We start from the raw sequence: 18,216 nt of genomic DNA on the forward strand, positions 1-18,216 counted from the left end.
TTCTTTATCATCCATTTATTTATTGTGTTTAAAATTTTGCAAATATTTATAAATTGCTTCAATCTCATTTGCTGTTAAATAATACTTTGGCATCACACGCTTTCCTTTTTGCAAAGCATCTTTAAAAGTTTCAAAATCTAAATTATTAATGCGCGGAGCATAAATAAATTTTGTCTGACCTTTGTGCGTGTAATTTGCAATTTTATCCCCCTGCCCATATTGTCCGTGGCATTCCACACAACCAATTCCGCGCGGATTTTCATAAAGCATTTTTCCATATTCAAGCGGAGTAATAAAACTTTCTCCTGCCTTCAAAAACACTACACTGCATATAAAAGCTAGCATAAAATACAAAGCAATCCCTTTAAAATTTTCTCAAATCATAGCAAAAATAGATTTAAATGCACTTGTAAAGGCTTTAGTAAAAATTCTAAATTGGCTTAAAGATATAAAAACTTTACTTTTACTATAATTGCAAAATTATTTTAAAAAATTTTAATTTTTAAGGGCTTAGGAATGCAAATTTTAGATGGAAAGGCACTCGCACAAGAGATTGAAAACACTATCCAACAAGAAGTGCAACTTCTAAATAAAGAAGGCATAACTCCCGGGCTTGCTGTGATTTTAGTTGGCAATGATCCTGCTTCACAAAGCTATATCAATATGAAAGCAAAGGCTTGCAAGCGCACTGGAATCTACTCTATCACACACGAAATGCCAGAAAATATCAAGCAAGAATCCCTCTTACAAACCATTGCAATGCTTAATCAAAACCCAAACATTGATGGAATCCTAGTGCAACTCCCATTACCAAAACACATTGACACAACTGCTGTTTTAGAAACCATTGCGCCGCACAAAGATGTTGATGGATTCCATCCTTTTAATATGGGGCGCATTTTTGCAAATCTTGATGGCTTCATTCCTGCTACACCAATGGGAGTTATCACGCTTTTAAAGCATTACAACATTGCATTACAAGGGAAAAATGTAGTCATTGTTGGTGCTAGCAATATCGTTGGCAAACCTTTAGCCGCCCTATTTTTAAACCAAAACGCAACCATTACGCTTTGTCATATTTACACACAAGATTTAATCCAGCACACCAAAAAAGCGGATATTTTATGTGTGGCTGTGGGAAAACCAAATCTTATTTCAAAAGATATGGTAAAAGAAGGAGCAATCGTTGTGGATATAGGGATTAGTAAATTAGATGATGGTAAAATCCTAGGCGATGTGGATTTTTTAAATGTCTCTCCAAAATGCAGCTTCATCACTCCAGTCCCCGGTGGCGTTGGACCAATGACAATTGCTTCACTGCTACAAAATACACTAAAAGCGGCAAAACTCCGCACTAAAAAACACTAAGGATTCCAATGCGCAATATTTTTGTTAAATTCTTTCATTTTGCAAATAGCTGGATAGGCACAATTGTGATTGTGCTTGGGGTTATTTTTTTTGGCATACAAGCCTTTGTGATTCCAAGCGGAAGTATGTTAAACACGCTACTTATTGGAGATAATCTCTTTGTTAAAAAATTTTCTTATGGAATCCCAACACCTACAATTCCTTGGATTGAATTACAAATTTTGCCCGATTTTAACAAGAATGGACATTTATTTGAAGGAAAACGACCAGAGCGCGGAGATATTGTCGTTTTCAGAGATCCCAATGCACCAAAAATCCACTTTGTTAAGCGCAATGTTGCCATTGGTGGTGATGAAATTCTCTACACAAAAGAAGGATTATGGGTGCATTTTAGCAGTGCTTCTAACTACAAAGACACGAGTGCTAAATCACTTACATTTAATAACAAAACATTCTACTATGAACCTTACGCAAAGCATCACGCGGGAGTGCATTACACAGACACTTCCCTAGATGCTTTCCACCAACTCATAATTTTACAGCACAATGGTGAGAAAATTGCAATGGAACCTGTGCGCTTGAGCAATGGTGCCTTAGGATTCCACGCTATTGTTAAGGAGGATGAATATTTTATGATGGGTGATAACCGCAATAATTCTAGCGACTCTCGCTTTTGGGGTGCTGTGCCTTATAGATACATTGTAGGCAAACCTTGGCTTATCTATTTCAGTTGGGATGATGCTTTTAATATCCGTTGGGAGCGCATTGGAAAAAGTGTAGAAAGCTTAGAAAAACAAGCCCTTAAAACAAAAATGGAATCCTAAATGTTTGACATTCCATTGCTTTATAAAATTCCCATTATGATGCTTGCGCTTTTAGTAGCAATCATCGGGCACGAGATAATGCACGGCTACATTGCACTAAGGTTTGGCGACACAACGGCACGCGATGCAAAACGCCTAAGTTTAAATCCCATTGTCCATATTGATTTAATCGGCTCAATTGTAATCCCCGGAGCTTTGTTTTTAGCAAATGCTCCTTTTTTATTTGGTTGGGCAAAGCCAGTGCCTGTGCGCATTGATCGCGTTGTGTATAATGGCGGATATTTTGGAGCTTTTAGTGTTTCAATAGCAGGCGTGGCGTATAATTTTACTCTAGCAGTGTTTGCTAGTGTTTTAATTTACACACTAGAGAGTAATAGATTTATCGCATTAGAAAATGGACATTTTCTTTTATTGCTGTTTCTTTATTTTTTCTTACAACTTCTCATTTATAATGTTGTGCTAGCTGTGTTTAATCTTATTCCGATTCCACCTTTAGATGGTGCAAATGCAGTGGCTTATTTTGGATTAATGTTTAAAAATGATTTTTTTGCAAGAATTTTTAATAAGATTCCACCAATGACTGGAATGCTAGCACTCATCATCCTCTTAAGCACACCGCTATCAAATCTCATTTTTATCCCCGTGCAATCCATTATTAATTTGCTTTTATAGGAGATTTTATGCAGTTTTTCATCGCAAGTGATCACGCAGGTTTTCATCTAAAAACTTCCGTTTTAGAAATGTTAAAACAAATGGAATATGAAGTGATAGATTTAGGACCAACGGATGCAGAGCGTGTGGATTATCCAGATTTTGCAAATATTTTATGCAAAAAGGTATTAGAAAATACAGGAAGTTTTGGAGTCTTAATTTGTGGTAGCGGAATTGGAATGAGTATTGCTGCTAATCGCCATCAAGGAATCCGTGCTGCACTTTGCACAGAGCCTTATAGTGCTGCGATGAGCCGTGCGCACAATAACGCCAATGTGCTTTGCCTTGGTGCGCGCATAGTTGGAATCGGAATGGTAGAAAGCATTCTAAAAAGCTTTTGTGAAGGAGTTTTTGAAGGTGGTCGTCACGCTTGTCGCATAGACAAATTACAATAAAGGAATCTTTATGGCGCAATTTACGCAATGGCTATTTTTAACCACTTTTATTCTTTTTATTTTATTTATGGTTGTTAAAACTTTCTTTTACAAAAGCATTGCCCAAAAAGAAGAAAAAAACAGCGCAGTGATGAAACTCACCTTGCAAGAAGCAGAGATTCTAATCCGCAAACACCAACTCCAACTCCAAAGAGCACTAGGAAACATTGACATTCTAACTGATGAAATCACTGCCCTACGCAATGAAGTCAAAGCCTTAAAACAACGCAATTCTCAATACCGCGTAGAGAGCGAAAAATACAAAAGTAAAATTAAAGATTTAGAACAAAAAATTGAAGCACTGCTATAACACTAATGCGCATTTTAAGCGTGCCAATTCTTTTTGGATTCCATAAATTTTCCACGCACTGCCTTTGCAAAGGGAATAAAAGCGTGGCGGTGTTTTTTAGCAAGATTTTGCATTTTTTTTAATCGCATTTTAGGAATTGCATAAAGCATTTGGTATTCCTCCGGTGCATACAACCAATCTCCTTTAGGCTTAAAAACTCTGAAACTTAAGCGATTTAAACGGCTAAGGCGTGGAAGCTCCATAAAGATTCCATCTGAAATATCCATTCCAGCCCTTGCAATAAAATTAAGTTCTAAAAGCATTTTGGGATATAAAATTGGCTTTGCAAAGCGCGTGTTGCTTTGGATTTTGCTATTTTTATGGAATCGTAATGCGATTTTTAATGCCTTTGCGTTTTTGCCAAAAGCCTGTGTTTTGCAATGCGTTAGCACACTATTTGGACTAATATAGCCTAAAATATCCCCCTTTTTAATGCCTGCTCTAGTTAGAATTCTGCCTTTTTGCACTTTGCCTAAAAGCGTTAGTGAAAAATGTAGTTTATCTCCAGCAATCGTATCGCCGCCAATGATTTTAACCCTATGCTTTAAAGCGCATCTTCCTATTACATTAGCAAGACTGCTAACTTCCTTAAAACTCTTTGGCAAGGCAAGTGTCAAAAGGCAAAAAGATGGAATCGCATTCATCGCATAAATATCTGAGAGATTCACAACAAAGCATTTTTCCACAAGGGATTCCAAACTCCCCCACACACGCTTAAAATGCACATTTTCAAAAAATGCATCACTTGCCACAATATAGCCTGAGCAATCCCTAGCAATCAACACCCCATCATCGCCAATTCCTTCTGTCGCACCGCTTTGCACTAGGGAGCGGATAAACGCCTTCTCTCTATCTTGCATCCATTAATCAATTTTCATACTCAAATCCACCCAAACTGCTTGATGGATAATCGCACCTGATGAAATCGCATCTACTCCACTTTTTGCATACTCTAAGACATTTTCTAGCGTGATATTGCCACTGGCTTCTAAAAGCACATTTGGAGCTATTGCATTGCGCATTTTGACAACATCTTTAATGCTCTCAATGTCCATATTATCGCACATTAAAATATCAATCTCAGCTTCTAATGCTTCCTTTGCCTGCAATAAATTCTCGCATTCTACTTCAATCTTTGCGGTAAATGGAATCTTTTTGCGAATGTCTTTGACAAATTTATTTAACGCTAAAATCCTTGTTAAATGCGTATCTTTTAACATCAAACAATCATCTAATCCTAAGCGATGATTGATAGCACCACCATTGCGCGTGGAGTATTTTTCAAAATCCCTAAGCAACGGGCGCGTTTTACGCGTATCAAGCAAGATACAATTTGTGCCTTCAAGCTTTTGCACAAATTTATGCGTAAGTGTTGCAATCCCACTAGAATGCTCTAAGAGATTTAAAATTGTGCGCTCTGCACTTAAAATCTCTGTCATTTTTCCCTTGAAAGTTACAAGTTTTTCACCTCTTCTAAAAGGCATTCCATCTTCAAAGGTAAATTGACATTCTGTGTTTAAAAGCTCACACAAACGCTCCACATACATTTTACCCGATAGAATCCCCTCTTCTCTAGCGATGATATAGGCTTCAATTTCTGTATGATTTTGCATACGCATATACAAATCCCCACGCCCAATGTCTTCTTTAAGCACTTCTTTTAAAAAATCATCTAATAAAATTTTGTGCATCTTTTTCCTTTTTAAGATAATTCTAACATTTTATCCAATGCCTGTTTTGCTTTTTTTACAATGTTTTCATCAAGTAAAATCTCATTAAAAGGCTTATTTTCCTTAAGAGACTCCAAACATTTCAACACATCTTCAAGCGTTGTTTCATTCATTGTTGGACACTCTGGCTTTGTAGCACTCAGCACAAAGGTGTTTTGGATTCCATTAACTTTTGGTCTTAGACGATTTACCAAGTTAAACTCCGTCCCAACGGCAATTTTTTGATTAGAATCTAACCCTTGCACATATTTAATAATCTGACTTGTAGAACCCACAAAATCTGCTTTTTCTACGACTTCAGGCTTGCATTCTGGATGCACAACAATTAAAATCCCCGGATATTTTGCACGATAAAAATCGATGTCTTTTGTGCTAAAGAGTTGATGCACAGAGCAAAATCCGTGATAACAAACCACATCTGCATCCCTAACTTTATCCACACTATCCACACCTAAAATCGCACTTTTTAGCCCATTTTGGTGCGCAAGATTCTGCCCTAAACAATAATCGGGCAAAAAGAAAATCTTTTTTTTCTGTTTGAGTGCGTATTCTAAAATCTTAGAAGCATTAGAGCTTGTGCAAACCACACCACCTAGTTCTGCAACTTTTGCCTTAACCTCGGCATTAGAATTAATATAAGTTACGGGAAAAATTTCTGCAATTCCATACTCTTTTAATTGCGCAATAGAAGTATCAAAATAATCGCTATCAATCATTCTAGCCATAGAACAGCAAGCAATTTTTGGCATAAATACGCGTTTTTTTGGAGCTAAAATCTTCACACTCTGCCCCATAAAGCCAACCCCACAAAAGATAATCTTTGATTTTTCACTTGCACTTGCCTTGCGTGATAACTCTAAGCTATCGCCTGTTAAATCCGCCATTTCCACCACTGCATCGCGCTGATAATAATGCGCAACAAGCAGTGCGTCAAGTTCTTTTAATAACTCTTTAATACGCATTTTCATTTTCTAATCCTTATGTCATTTTGGATTCCAACTTTTTATCAATCTTTTTAGCAATACATTGACCAAAATAGACTTTTTCTTTAAGCCTTAAATCATACTTCCAATTTTTACTCAACAAAACAATGGTTGAACCCATTAAAAAACTTCCTATCTCTTCGCCCTTTTTTACAGCAATGGGTGTGTGAAAAAGTAGCGTTTTAGACTCCTTAAATCCCACAACTTCAGGTGCGAAGTTAATTTGGATTCTCCCTACATTTAGCGCACCAATAGCAACAAAATATAATGTAGCACCAAAATCATCTTCACACTCTAGCACAACGCGCTTATTTTTGCTAAACACTTCATTATACCTTAAAAGTGCCTTTTCACTCACACTTAAAAGCCGCCCTGCAATAAACTCTAAGCGTTTTATCTTTAAGTTAAGCGGAGCGTGGAAGCGGTGATAATCCCTAGGTGAGAGATAGAAATTAACATAAGCATAGCCCTCCTCTAGTCTTGTTTTTATAAAATCACTCACGAAATAGGGCTTTCCTTTAATTTGCATCGCACAATTCTCTGTGCATTCCCCAAACTCCATAATCACGGAATCACAAGGGGAAATCATATAGGATTGCGTTGTATCAAAATTACGCATTTTTAGAAGAGAGCGCGTAAAAAGTGCATTGAGTGTAGGATAATTTGCAAGCGTATCAAACTCATCAAGCTTAATATCAAAAATCCTAACATAAATGCGATTGATTAAATTTTGAATCAATGGCGGAAAAGCGCAAGAAGCAAACTTCTCAAACAAAAAAGAGATATAATTTGTATAATGCAAAACTACTCCCTTACCCAAAGGGGATTTTCTTCTAAATTTGGACGATTACATAAAACTTCAAAAGGCTTAAAACGCTCTTTATAGCCCATTGATGCGTGATTTTGTATCCAATAACCCGGATAAAGATATTTAATATTATACTCTTTTGCGATTTCTATTTGTTTAAGAATGGAATATGTTCCAATAGAATATTGCGCAAAATCGTGGTCATAGAAGCAATACACCGCTGAAATTGCCTGCGCCATCACATCTGCATACGCAACACCAATCAGCTGACTCCCCATATAATAATCAAACTCATAGCCAAAATCCAAAAACCCTTGCACAAAAGTATTATAATAAGCATCAAGTGTAATCTTATGATATTCCCAGCCCTTTTTACTCTGCATCTTTTGGTGGTATTTGTCATAAAGCACTAAATGCGCTTTACTCACCCAAGGACGCCTAATTTGTAAGGTTATGGGATGCTTTAAAACACGCTTATGGGATTTTGAAAACACAAACTTTTCACAATCTTGGCGCATAGAAACACAAGCCTCACAAGCAGTGCAAATAGGAACAAAAAAGTAATTTCCAAAACGCCTCCAACCACGCTCTAGCAAATGCACATAAAAAGGAATCGTGCAATCTTTTATGTAAAAATAACGAAACCTTGCTTCAAAATTTGCAATATAACTACAAGGACGCAGATCCTGGGCTAGCTCATACACTTCCATTATTTTAAGCTAATATTTAATCCTGTATTTTGCGGTATGGACGCATTTTTTTGAAAATCTTTTTTAGCATTTGTAACTTTATGGAGATAATTTCTAGCTTCTTCGTATTTTAAGGAAGTGCGTAACTTCCTATACACTTCTGCTGAAGTCATAGAATTAATGATTTTTACTGCCTTTGCCCTGTCCTTATCAAACACACTTAACACATTTCCACTTCCTGTATTATACGCCGCAATGACACAATATTCGTGAGAGAGTGCATTATTGACACCTTTAATATAGCGCGTGAAGAGAATGTCTAAATACGCTGAACCATATTGAATATTAGTCTTTGGAGTAAAAAGCATATCTTTAGTTGGGATTCCATCTTTTTTATTCAAAGCTTTATATACATCTCTGCCAGCACTCCCGGGGACTACTTGCATAAGCCCATAAGCTGGAATATGGCTAACAGCATAAGGATTAAAACTGCTCTCTGTCTTAATAATAGCAAAAATCAATGCTTGCTCTAAGTTATACTCCTTTGCATAAAGCGCAACATACTCACCATATTTATGCTCGCTTTTAATAGCGTGATCTTTTACCATATTAAATTGCACATAATAAACCTTTTTACTCTCCCCTTTTTCTATGATTTGTTTTGTTTGCAATTGATTTGCAAGAAGATAGTCTGCATAGCGATTTGCGCGCCAAGGATAAAGCACAACTTTACCTTCATTATCCTTTACCAAATCTGCCAAATAAGGCTTACCCTTAAAAGAAACTTCTTTATCCGAATACAAATCCACTTGCTCGGGATCTTCTGGAGTTAGCAATGTTGTTACAATTGCTTTCTTTAAAGATGCCTTAGGATCTTTTGTATCCAAAGTCGCAACAGAAATCACACCTTTAGCAAAATCCACTTGTGCGCGTGAAAGATAAGAATCTGTGTATTTCACATAAACATCTTGTGAAGCAGTAGGAGCATTATTCTCACCCCATTGCTTTGCTACTTTTTGCGTTAAAACTGCAACAACTTTTTTGAAATTCACCTGCAAATTTGCAATGTCTTTTTCAAGCTGCTCAGGATTTAATGCGTAATCTACCACCTTTTTAACCACTTGCTCTTTTGAAATTTCACCCATTAAAAAGCTAGGATTATAAATTAAATCCCGATAGCCTAGCAGACAGCCACTAAACAAAACTATGCAAATAACACTAATGCCAAAAATCTTTAAAGTTTTAAAAGAGGGTTTCAAAGGGCTAACATTTCAGCTTGTATTTCTTTTGTTTTTTGCTTACCCACAAAAACACTCGCTAGATAAAAGGCGAACTCCAAAGCCGTTGCTGGACCTCTTGAAGTGATAACATTGCCCTCTTGAATCACATTAGAATCGGCTTTGTAGTGTGGATTTTCAATCATTTTTTCAATGCTAGGATAGCAAGTGAAGGATTGCTCTTTTAAGATTCCGTGTTTAAAGAGTGCTAAGGGTGCTGCACAAATTGCAGCGATGATTTTACCTTTTGCATTAAGTTTTTCCAACACTTCTTTAAGGATGCTAGAAGCAATTAGATTTTGCGTGCCTTCCCAACCCCCGGGAAATACAATCCCATCTAAACTTTTGCAATCTACGGCATTTAAAAATTTATCTGCAACAACTTTCACACCCTTTTGTGATTCCACAATCAAGTTAGAATCCAAAATATCATTTTTAAATTCCAACTTTTCTTCTACATTTGCTTCCACTTTGGCTACAATCACATTGCAATCTGCACGCCTTAAAACATCAATCACGCTAATTGCTTCAAGCTCTTCAAATCCCTTTGCTAAGACAACCAAAACATTTACTGCCATACATTATCCTATTTTACTTTATCTAAATATTCACCTGTCTCTGTATTAACGCGGATTAAATCCCCTTCTAACACATGGTAAGGCACTTGCACAACCGCACCCGTTTCAAGCGTAGCGGGCTTTTTACCCGCACTTGTTGTGTCGCCTTTAAAATTTGGCGGAGTTTCTGTAATTTTTAGCTCAACACTCTGTGGCACACTCACCGTAATTGCCTTACCATTGTGGAACATAATGCTAACTACCATTCCATCAATCATCCATTTTGCCGCTTCACCCACTTGATTTTCATCAAGTCCGATTTGCTCATAGTTTTCATTATCCATAAACTGAAAATACTCGCCATCGTGGTATAAAAATTGCATAGAGCGTTCTTGTAGATTCGGCTCTTCACATTTATCTCCTGCGTGAAAAGTCTTTTCAAGCACTCTGCCATCTAAAAACGACTTCATTTTCACACGCACAAACGCCGCCCCCTTGCCCGGCTTTACATGTTGATACTCTGTGATTCTATAAGGAATCCCTTCTAGCTCAACTTTTAAGCCCTTTTTTAAATCTCCCATTGCATACGCCATATTTTTCCTTTTTAAATCTTATTTACACTCTTTAAAACACTTATCCTAATGGAATAGCCTTATTTTTACTTTGATAATTCAATTTTAGCTTTTTTGCGTAGCTCTTCACCTTCTTTTTTTACTTCTTCGTGGAACTTCTGAAGTTTTAGTTGTTGCTCAATCTGCCCCTTAATATCCTTTAAAGCAATTGTTCCTGCTGGTTTCTTATCTTCAGCTAAAATAATATGGTAACCAAATTGTGTTTTTACAGGAGCTGTTGTGTATGCTCCCTTTTGGAGCTTAAATGCAGCATCTGCAAACTCAGGCACAACCTGATTTTTTGCGATATAGCCCAACTCTCCACCATTGCTTGCAGAACTATCCTTAGATTTTTCTTTTGCAAGTGCATCAAACTTGCTTGCAACATTTTTACCCGCCTTTTTAAGCTCTGCAATAATTGCTTTTGCTTCCTCTTCACCACTGACTAAAATATGGCTCACTTTCACGGTTTCAGGTTGCGCAAATTTGCTTTTATTTTCGTTATAAAATTTTGTAATCTCCGATTCTGGAATTTTAACTTTATCCATTTGCTTACGCATCCAAACCTCAAGCATTAAATCATCTTCAATGTTAGTAATGGCTTCTTTATATTCTTTTGAATCTTGTATTTTTTCTTTTTTGGCTTGCTCAATTAGTAATTTACGCTCAATTGCTTGGTTAATGATTTGTGTTTTTGCTTCTTGCGGCAATTGATCAAAGGCAACACCCGGCATTGCACGCATCAAAGCTGCAATGTCTTTGTCTGTAACATCAGAACCATTAACCTGTGCATAAGTTTTGGCAAAACTCGCATTTTGCAATAATGCAAACGCAATCACTGAGCTTACAAGAATTTTTTTCATTGCTGAACCTTTTTATAAAATTTGCGAAATTTTACCTTGAAATATTTAAATGTTTAATTAATATTAATTTTATGCAGACGAAATAGCCCCATTTAAATCCTAAAAACTCCCAGTTAAAGACACCCAAAGTCTTCTTCCCTCTTCAATGCGATTGTATTGTGAAACATAAGTTTTCCTCTCTTTATCTTGCACAAAACTATCTGTAAAGGATTTATCCAATAAATTATGCACAGCAACATTCAATTTCCAAGCATCATTAATGGCATAAGTCATCCCAACACCTAGTAAAAAAACATTTTTATAATAATCCCCTATGGCTGCATCTCCCCCTGTATATCTCCTACCCTGCCATTGCCCTTTAATGTAAGGATGGAAATTATGCACCTTATATCCTATCTTTGAAACAATATTATGCTTTAAAGTATTCCTCTCTGGCTTGCCAATGTCTTTTTTAATAGAAGATTCTTGCACTTCAGAATCCAAGTAAGTATAAGAAATATCAGCATTGAGTTTTTCATAAAATGTTACTCCTCCTGCTAATTCTAAACCCATATAGCGCACTTCTCCGTGGTTAATTGCTTGAAAACATCTATCATAAGTGCATTCTCCTATGCTAGAAATTTGCCCTCCTTTATTAACACTAGTGCTTGAAATTTTATCCTTAAAGTCTGTCAAAAACCCTGTGGCACTAAGATAATAGGAATCCCAATTATAAATAGCACCCAACTCATAGTTTAAAGAAGTTTCCTCTTTTAAGCTTGGATTTCCATAAACTGGAAACCTTCCCTGCCCAGAAAAATTATAATATCCAGCAATCAAACGATTAGGTTGCGGGGCTTTAAAACCCGTTGCCACTCCCCCTTTTAGAGTCAATGCTTGGCTAGGGTTATACACAAAATACACACGCGGAGAAAGATTATTTCCAAAGACTTCGTGCTTATTATATCGCGCACCAAAAGTCAAATGCGCATTTTGAGATAAAGAGAATTCATCTTCAGCAAAGATTCCTAGTAGATATTGATCAAATTTTGTAGGATTTGCAATATTATCCTGCATTTTTTCTACACGATATTCTATCCCTGTGCTAAGGATATTCCTCTCCCCTAAAGGCAAAATTGCCTTCATATCCGCAATAATGTCTTCAGCAATAATATCTCTATTCTTCCCTAAATGTGGCTGTGTAGAAAGCCCTACAACCTCACGCCCATCGTTTGTTACACGATTATACTGCAACGCAGAATCTAAAGTAAAACTTTCATAAATCCCTTGATGCCTTAAAAATGTTACAAGCTTATCAATCTGCATAGTTTTTGTGTAACCACCTGTTAAACCCCCATTCTTTAGGGGCTTAGTAAGCGTCCCAAGTTGCCCATTTGCATTATCAAAAATACTCTTAGAATAATCCACATCAAAGGTTATGCTATCCTGATGGCGCAATAAATAATCAAGACGGACTCCTACATTATGATTATTAGCTCTTGTGGGACTTTGCGCTTGATTAGCCTCTAAGATTTTCCCATCAGGTCTTGTATAAGTTACATCAGAACCTGCCCTATAAAACTCTCTAGCCCTTAAAGTTAATCCAAGTTTATCCCCCCTAATAGGTCCGCTCCCATAAACACTTACACCATAAGTATTTCCCCACGATGAATCCTGTTGGAACAATGCTTCAGTTTGCAGACTAACTCCCCATTTTTGTGGTGTTTTTTTCGTTACAATATTCACAACACCACCAAGCGCATCAGAACCATAAAGCGTGCTCATAGGTCCTTTAATAACCTCTATGCGCTCTATGGCTGAAATGGGTGGCAAAAATGCAGAAGTAACCTCATTAAATCCATTTGGTCCAACTTCCCCTCCAACACTCTGCCTTCTACCATCCACTAAAATTAAAGTGTAACCTGTGATTCCACGCATTGTGATATTATAAGAACCTGTTTTTCCCTTACTTGCAAACAAATCCACACCCGGTATATCAGCAATCGCCTCCGCAACATCACGATAAGGCTTACTTTCTAAATCCCCTCTTTTAATCACAGAAATACTTGCTGGAGCTTCTTTAATATCTTGCTCAAAGCCTGAAGCACTCACAACAGAATCTTCTAATAAAAATCTCTCTGTTTGCGCATATACTCCTTGAATCAAAAGCCCTGCTAATGGAATTAAAACGAAACTTTTATACATTCAACATCCTTTGTTATATTCTTTTAGTTAAAAATATTTTTAACAATTTAAATACTATAATAATTGTTATTAATATTAAATAAAAACATCATAGACTAACAATAATGATTTTAATTATTATATAAGTTTCCATCTTTATAATTTTAATTCTTAAAATACTTAAAGCTCAAGGAAATTATGCAATGGAAATTCTCAAGTCCTACATTGACATTGTGATTTTTGGAATCTTAGGTTTAATGGCTTTTATTGCCATTTGGTGCGTGATTGAGCGTTTATTATTTTTTAGAAAATTAAATCTTAAAGACTTTAGCTCTCAAGATAGTTTTGATGATGCCATCACAGAAAATCTAACAACCTTACACATTATCTATTCCAATGCCCCCTATGTTGGATTGCTTGGCACGGTAATTGGAATTATGATAACTTTTTATGATATGGGGATGAGTGGAAACATTGATGTGAAATCTATCGTTGTTGGGCTATCTCTAGCCCTTAAAGCAACTGCGCTTGGATTATTAGTAGCAATTCCTAGTCTTATGGCTTATAATGCTCTTTTTAGAAAAGTAAATCTCCTAAGCACACGCTATAAAGCAAACAAAGAGCAATTATGATAAAAATGCAAAAAACAGAAGGGTTAAACATTATCCCCTTCATTGATATTATTTTAGTGCTTTTAGCAATGGTGCTTAGTATCTCTACTTTTATTGCACACGGAGAGATTAAACTAGAGCTTCCAAAGACAGATTCTAGCACGCAATCTACGCCCAATAAAGATAAGATTCAAATTGCAATTAATGCAGAAAATATCTTTTTTCTTGATGGAAAAGAATCCAATCTACAAGAGATTCAAACCAAATTAGATTCCACACATAAAACAACAGCCATAGAACTTAAAAGCGATAAAAATGCAAAATTTGACAGCTTTATTCAAGTCATTGATATTTTGCGCAAAAACCATCACGAAAACTTCCAAATCATAACAGAGAAAGCACAATGAACATATTTCTAAACCACAAATCTCAAGCCTTTTACATTACAAGCTTTTGTTTTTTACCTTTATTTTTAGGATTCCTATATAGCATTTCAGTGTTTAAAGTTGCTCCTCAAAAACAAGAATCTTTCAATCTAGCAATGCAACAATTCATTACCCAAGCTCCAAAAACTCAAGAAATTCCAAAAATCACACAAACTCCACAACCAAAACCCATACAACCCCAAACAAAGCCTAAAACACAAGAAATGCCTAAACCCATTCCCAAAAAACCAAAAGAGCTTCCCTCCAAAAATCCTGCCAAAACCTATAAACAAACCCCTCCCGCACAGCCTTCTAACCCCACTGCCACTCCGCAACCTCACACATCCCAAATGCCAGCAGTATCCCCTATTCCAACTGAAGAGTTTGTTGAAATTCTATCCTTTGGAAAAGACAACCACCCCTTCTTAAAAGCAGTTAAACAAGCAATAGATTCTAATATAAGCTACCCACGACAGGCACGAAAAATGCACATACAAGGCGAAGTGATAGTAGAATTTTTATGGACAAAAGACAAAATTCTCAAAGATTTAAAAGTGCGCAAAAGCTCTAGTCACCCCATCCTTGATGCAAGCGCACTGAAAACAATCCAAAAAGCATCACTGCATTTCCCAGCGCACACAAACGATGTGCATTTACAAATTCCCATTGTTTTTATGCTAAAAAGATTTTAAGAGAGAACCCGTAATTTTCAAGTGCATTTTATGATTTATTAATGATTTCTGTTATAGAAATAAAAATTTAGAAATTTAGATCAATTTGTAAAACATTAAAGGATACACAATGCTTCCTCTAAAAGATACCTTTTCCATTGCTGATAGTGTTTTAGGAATTGCCGCGGATGAAAATAAAATCTATGCTATTGATAATCGCTATAATGTTTATGTATTCTCGCATAAAAGCAGAACTCTAGAACAATCCACCTCCCTTAAAAGCAATAAACATCCTCTTTTTGACTTTAGTAAAGCAGTAGGTTTTGCCAATCAACAAAAACGCTTTGCAATTGGCTTTAGCGGATCTAATGTAGGGTCTGTAATTAGCTTAGAAGAAAACATCAGAGAACTAGAGTCACTAACTTGGCAAAAAAAAGAAATCACCAATGCTGTATTTTCCCCTAATGATACCTACTTAGCAACCGGAGGGGAATGCGGAAGAATTGTTGTGTATTATGGAGATAATTATAATTTTCTATTAAGCTCCTCGCCTTTTTCTGATGCAGTTTCTACGATTTCTTTTAGCGATGATGAGCATTATGCCCTAGGAGCCAGCTTTAGTGGCGAACTTATTGTAGCAGATATCCCCTATGATAAAATCATCACTAAAATAACATTTAGTAGCGTGGTTGAAGATGCACTTTTTGACAAAGATAACACAAGAATTTTTTGCATCACACGCGATGGCGAAACAATCCTATATGACTTAATAGAAAATAAAATCCTTAGCAAAAATCAACTCAAACACACTTGGCTTACACTTTGCAAAAGAATCCCAAATACAGATTTTGCCCTCATTGGCTCCAGAGATAATCTCTTATATCTCGTAAGAATCTCCTCAAATAAGCTTGTAGAAACCTTAAGGGTTAGACACCAAGGAATCACCGCTATGCATTTTTATCAAAATTTTTTATTTTTAGGGTATAGCGATGGCGTCATTGAATCCTACGATACTGCATTTCAAATGGAAGCCTTCTTACGCATCTTAGAAATTGGCAACCTAAGGGATATTACAGCAATGTTTTATCAGGATAATATCTTTTTATGCACCTTAAAAACCTACAAAGAAAAACTAGATGCACAATGGAAAGAAGCCTTAAAAAAAGCTATTGTTTTGTTGTCTAAAAACTCGGTTGAAGAAGCAGTTACATTAGTTGATCCTTTTATGCGTGATTTAGAAAAAAAACAAGAATTTAACACTTGCTTAGAACAAATCCATTACATAGCAGATTTCATTGATACAGCAGAAGAAAAAAATTACATTAAAGCCTATGCTCTTGCAGAAAAATACCCTTCTGTTAAAAATACTCTAGCCTACGAAAAAATAGAGCAATTTTGGCAACAAGTTTTTAACACCTGCCAAACTCTTCTTATCGAAGATGCTACGCTAAACATCAACAAAGCAAAAAAACTTTTAAGCGTATTTGCTAGTGTAGAATCCAAAAAAGGAGACATACAGCTGTTGCTCAATAATGCAAATGTCTTTTTAGAAGCAGAGCAAGCCTATAAAAATAGAAATATTGTTCCCTACTTTTCCTTATGTGAGAAATTTCACTTCTTAAAAGAAACTAAAACTTACAAAAAAGCCATCTATACAAGCAGAAATCTACTCAAACAAGCAAGCATACTTGAGAAGAAAAATGAGATCGCACAAGCATTAAAATTATGCGAATACCTCAATAATATTCCTTTGTTTAAAGATATCACCAATGCAAAACTCAAAACTCTTCATCTTAAGGAAAAATTCTTAAAAGCTTGTGCAGACAACAACATAAAAGAAGCTTTTAATCTAGCAGAAACAAGCATTGAATTAAAAAATCTCCAAGAGTTCAAAACACTTTATGATGCATTTTTAAACATCTTTGACAAAGCATTTAAAGCAGCAACAAACGGAGAGCCAAAAATTGTGCTAGAGCTGCTAAAAGACTATACAACCATTGGCAATTTAAGAACAAAAATTAACACACTTTTAAAAGCCGCTTATCTAAAAGAATTCCAATCCAACAACTCAACACGCTCAAAAAACATTAATTGGCACGATAGCTTCAATGAATACATTAAACGCTATGGCAAAGATGAAGACATTATAAAAGTTGCGAAAGAATTAAGATTATATCCCATTTTAGAACATATTTTAGAATCCAAAAAAGACGCTCTGCAATGCTCTCTTATTGAACCTATGGCAAAATCCTTGATTGTAATGGAAACCCAAGAATCGTTTTAGATTCCGCCTTTTTGGTGATGAGCACTCCTAATTCTGTTATTTTCAAGCACTGCTTTTCCTTCGTTAATCAATACACTTAATGCGCGCTTAAAAGCCTTTTTACTCATATTACATTGCGCATAGATTTCTAAGGGTTTACTATCATAGTTTAACTCTAGCACTCCCTTAACCTGAAGCAATTCTAAGAGTATTTTGGATTCCAACTTTTTATCATTTTTAGACAAAGGATGCTTTAAGCTTAAATCACATTTTCCATTGGGATAAATCCGCTTAATATAACCTTCTCTAGCCGTATAAAGCACAAACTCACCAAAAATTTCATTATGATAAAGCAAGCCTAAATTTTCCCCATTCACCACACATTCAAAGCCTAATGGGGTTTTTCTAAAAGGTAGAATTTCCACTTTATCCCCCATTTTCAATGTCTTTAAATTCGCCTTAAAATCACACAAAAAGGGCTTAATATTCTCCTTTGCAAGCAAACGATTCTCTCTATCTAAAGTCAAAAACACCGCCACTTCACTGCCAATAGGATAATTTTGTGGAATCTTTGTTGGCATAAACACATCTTTAGCAACTCCTAAATCTAAAAAACAGCCTAAATGATTTTTATCCACCACTTTTAACACTGCAATTTCCCCTCTTTGCGCCTTTGGCTTAAGCGTTGTTGCCACAGGGCGATCACTAGAATCTGTGTATAAAAACACTTCTATTTTATCGCCAATTTTTGCCCCGCTTGGCACATAAACATTAGGAAGCAACACCTCATCAACATCAAGCAAATACGCCCCCTGCTTTGCAAAACGCACAATTTCAAGCGTTTTAACTAATCCAATACTTTTCAATCTCTATTCCACA

The 18,216-nt window shown here is 36.0% G+C and carries 21 protein-coding genes; 9 read left to right on the forward strand and 12 right to left on the reverse strand.

Features of this window, described 5'->3' with window-relative positions; translation table 11 throughout:
• Nucleotides 1–15: 15 nt before the first annotated feature.
• Complete coding sequence (locus MRZ19_RS00855) at nucleotides 16–345, reverse strand: cytochrome c (RefSeq protein ID WP_291029394.1); 330 nt, start codon at nucleotides 343–345, stop codon at nucleotides 16–18.
• A 171-nt stretch (nucleotides 346–516) separates the two neighbouring features.
• Here MRZ19_RS00855 and folD point away from each other — a divergent pair, with 171 nt between their 5' ends.
• Genes folD through MRZ19_RS00880 form a run of 5 tightly spaced genes read left to right on the forward strand, consistent with a single transcriptional unit; the run spans nucleotide 517 to nucleotide 3,647 of the window.
• Nucleotides 517–1,368 carry a bifunctional methylenetetrahydrofolate dehydrogenase/methenyltetrahydrofolate cyclohydrolase FolD gene (folD, locus tag MRZ19_RS00860; protein WP_291029396.1) on the forward strand — a complete coding sequence of 284 codons (852 nt, stop codon included), beginning with the start codon at nucleotides 517–519 and terminating at the stop codon, nucleotides 1,366–1,368.
• Nucleotides 1,369–1,376: 8 nt separating this feature from the next.
• On the forward strand, nucleotides 1,377–2,192 hold the full coding sequence (lepB, locus tag MRZ19_RS00865; RefSeq protein ID WP_291029398.1) for a signal peptidase I: 816 nt from the start codon (nucleotides 1,377–1,379) through the stop codon (nucleotides 2,190–2,192).
• The gene (locus tag MRZ19_RS00870; protein WP_291029400.1) at nucleotides 2,193–2,864 is read left to right on the forward strand and encodes a site-2 protease family protein; all 672 of its coding nucleotides are present in this window, start codon (nucleotides 2,193–2,195) and stop codon (nucleotides 2,862–2,864) included. It abuts the gene before it with no gap.
• Nucleotides 2,865–2,872: 8 nt separating this feature from the next.
• On the forward strand, nucleotides 2,873–3,298 hold the full coding sequence (gene rpiB / locus MRZ19_RS00875) for a ribose 5-phosphate isomerase B (RefSeq protein WP_291029402.1): 426 nt from the start codon (nucleotides 2,873–2,875) through the stop codon (nucleotides 3,296–3,298).
• Nucleotides 3,299–3,308: 10 nt separating this feature from the next.
• The gene (locus tag MRZ19_RS00880; protein WP_291029404.1) at nucleotides 3,309–3,647 is read left to right on the forward strand and encodes a hypothetical protein; all 339 of its coding nucleotides are present in this window, start codon (nucleotides 3,309–3,311) and stop codon (nucleotides 3,645–3,647) included.
• 14 nt (nucleotides 3,648–3,661) lie between these two features.
• On the opposite strand, the gene MRZ19_RS00885 is transcribed toward MRZ19_RS00880, so the two are convergent.
• The 10 genes from MRZ19_RS00885 to MRZ19_RS00930 form a co-directional block, all read right to left on the reverse strand.
• Entirely contained in the window at nucleotides 3,662–4,546 is an 885-nt protein-coding gene (locus MRZ19_RS00885) for a thiamine-phosphate kinase (protein ID WP_291029406.1), read from the reverse strand.
• Nucleotides 4,547–4,549: 3 nt separating this feature from the next.
• Entirely contained in the window at nucleotides 4,550–5,377 is an 828-nt protein-coding gene (nadC, locus tag MRZ19_RS00890) for a carboxylating nicotinate-nucleotide diphosphorylase (RefSeq protein WP_291029408.1), read from the reverse strand.
• Nucleotides 5,378–5,388: 11 nt separating this feature from the next.
• On the reverse strand, nucleotides 5,389–6,384 hold the full coding sequence (gene nadA / locus MRZ19_RS00895; protein WP_291029410.1) for a quinolinate synthase NadA: 996 nt from the start codon (nucleotides 6,382–6,384) through the stop codon (nucleotides 5,389–5,391).
• 10 nt (nucleotides 6,385–6,394) lie between these two features.
• Entirely contained in the window at nucleotides 6,395–7,201 is an 807-nt protein-coding gene (locus MRZ19_RS00900; protein ID WP_291029412.1) for a phosphatidylserine decarboxylase, read from the reverse strand.
• Nucleotides 7,202–7,203: 2 nt separating this feature from the next.
• Complete coding sequence (locus MRZ19_RS00905) at nucleotides 7,204–7,917, reverse strand: arginyltransferase (RefSeq protein ID WP_291029414.1); 714 nt, start codon at nucleotides 7,915–7,917, stop codon at nucleotides 7,204–7,206.
• The gene (locus MRZ19_RS00910) at nucleotides 7,917–9,155 is read right to left on the reverse strand and encodes a murein transglycosylase domain-containing protein (protein WP_291029416.1); all 1,239 of its coding nucleotides are present in this window, start codon (nucleotides 9,153–9,155) and stop codon (nucleotides 7,917–7,919) included. The genes MRZ19_RS00905 and MRZ19_RS00910 overlap by 1 nt, the downstream gene beginning before the upstream one ends.
• On the reverse strand, nucleotides 9,152–9,751 hold the full coding sequence (locus tag MRZ19_RS00915; protein ID WP_291029418.1) for a DJ-1 family glyoxalase III: 600 nt from the start codon (nucleotides 9,749–9,751) through the stop codon (nucleotides 9,152–9,154). The genes MRZ19_RS00910 and MRZ19_RS00915 overlap by 4 nt, the downstream gene beginning before the upstream one ends.
• A gap of 8 nt (nucleotides 9,752–9,759) precedes the next feature.
• Nucleotides 9,760–10,323 carry an elongation factor P gene (gene efp, locus MRZ19_RS00920; RefSeq protein ID WP_291029420.1) on the reverse strand — a complete coding sequence of 188 codons (564 nt, stop codon included), beginning with the start codon at nucleotides 10,321–10,323 and terminating at the stop codon, nucleotides 9,760–9,762.
• 65 nt (nucleotides 10,324–10,388) lie between these two features.
• Nucleotides 10,389–11,204: a peptidylprolyl isomerase gene (locus MRZ19_RS00925; protein ID WP_291029422.1), complete on the reverse strand. Its 816-nt coding sequence runs from the start codon at nucleotides 11,202–11,204 to the stop codon at nucleotides 10,389–10,391.
• A 99-nt stretch (nucleotides 11,205–11,303) separates the two neighbouring features.
• Nucleotides 11,304–13,388, reverse strand: a complete 2,085-nt coding sequence (locus MRZ19_RS00930) for a TonB-dependent receptor (RefSeq protein ID WP_291029424.1) — start codon at nucleotides 13,386–13,388, stop codon at nucleotides 11,304–11,306.
• A gap of 182 nt (nucleotides 13,389–13,570) precedes the next feature.
• Between MRZ19_RS00930 and exbB the strand changes: the two genes are divergently transcribed.
• The 4 genes from exbB to MRZ19_RS00950 all read left to right on the forward strand — a co-directional run bounded on the left by exbB (nucleotide 13,571) and on the right by MRZ19_RS00950 (nucleotide 17,358).
• The gene (gene exbB / locus MRZ19_RS00935) at nucleotides 13,571–13,999 is read left to right on the forward strand and encodes a TonB-system energizer ExbB (RefSeq protein WP_291029426.1); all 429 of its coding nucleotides are present in this window, start codon (nucleotides 13,571–13,573) and stop codon (nucleotides 13,997–13,999) included.
• Complete coding sequence (gene exbD / locus MRZ19_RS00940) at nucleotides 13,996–14,385, forward strand: TonB system transport protein ExbD (RefSeq protein ID WP_291029428.1); 390 nt, start codon at nucleotides 13,996–13,998, stop codon at nucleotides 14,383–14,385. Before exbB ends, exbD begins: the two co-directional genes overlap by 4 nt.
• Complete coding sequence (locus MRZ19_RS00945; RefSeq protein ID WP_291029430.1) at nucleotides 14,382–15,095, forward strand: energy transducer TonB; 714 nt, start codon at nucleotides 14,382–14,384, stop codon at nucleotides 15,093–15,095. Before exbD ends, MRZ19_RS00945 begins: the two co-directional genes overlap by 4 nt.
• A gap of 109 nt (nucleotides 15,096–15,204) precedes the next feature.
• Entirely contained in the window at nucleotides 15,205–17,358 is a 2,154-nt protein-coding gene (locus MRZ19_RS00950; protein WP_291029432.1) for a WD40 repeat domain-containing protein, read from the forward strand.
• Here MRZ19_RS00950 and MRZ19_RS00955 read toward each other — a convergent pair.
• Complete coding sequence (locus tag MRZ19_RS00955; RefSeq protein ID WP_291029434.1) at nucleotides 17,355–18,203, reverse strand: S1-like domain-containing RNA-binding protein; 849 nt, start codon at nucleotides 18,201–18,203, stop codon at nucleotides 17,355–17,357. The genes MRZ19_RS00950 and MRZ19_RS00955 overlap by 4 nt on opposite strands.
• Between the last annotated feature and the right edge of the window lie 13 nt (nucleotides 18,204–18,216).

This window comes from Helicobacter sp., from assembly GCF_022770205.1.
GTDB lineage: Bacteria > Campylobacterota > Campylobacteria > Campylobacterales > Helicobacteraceae > Helicobacter_D.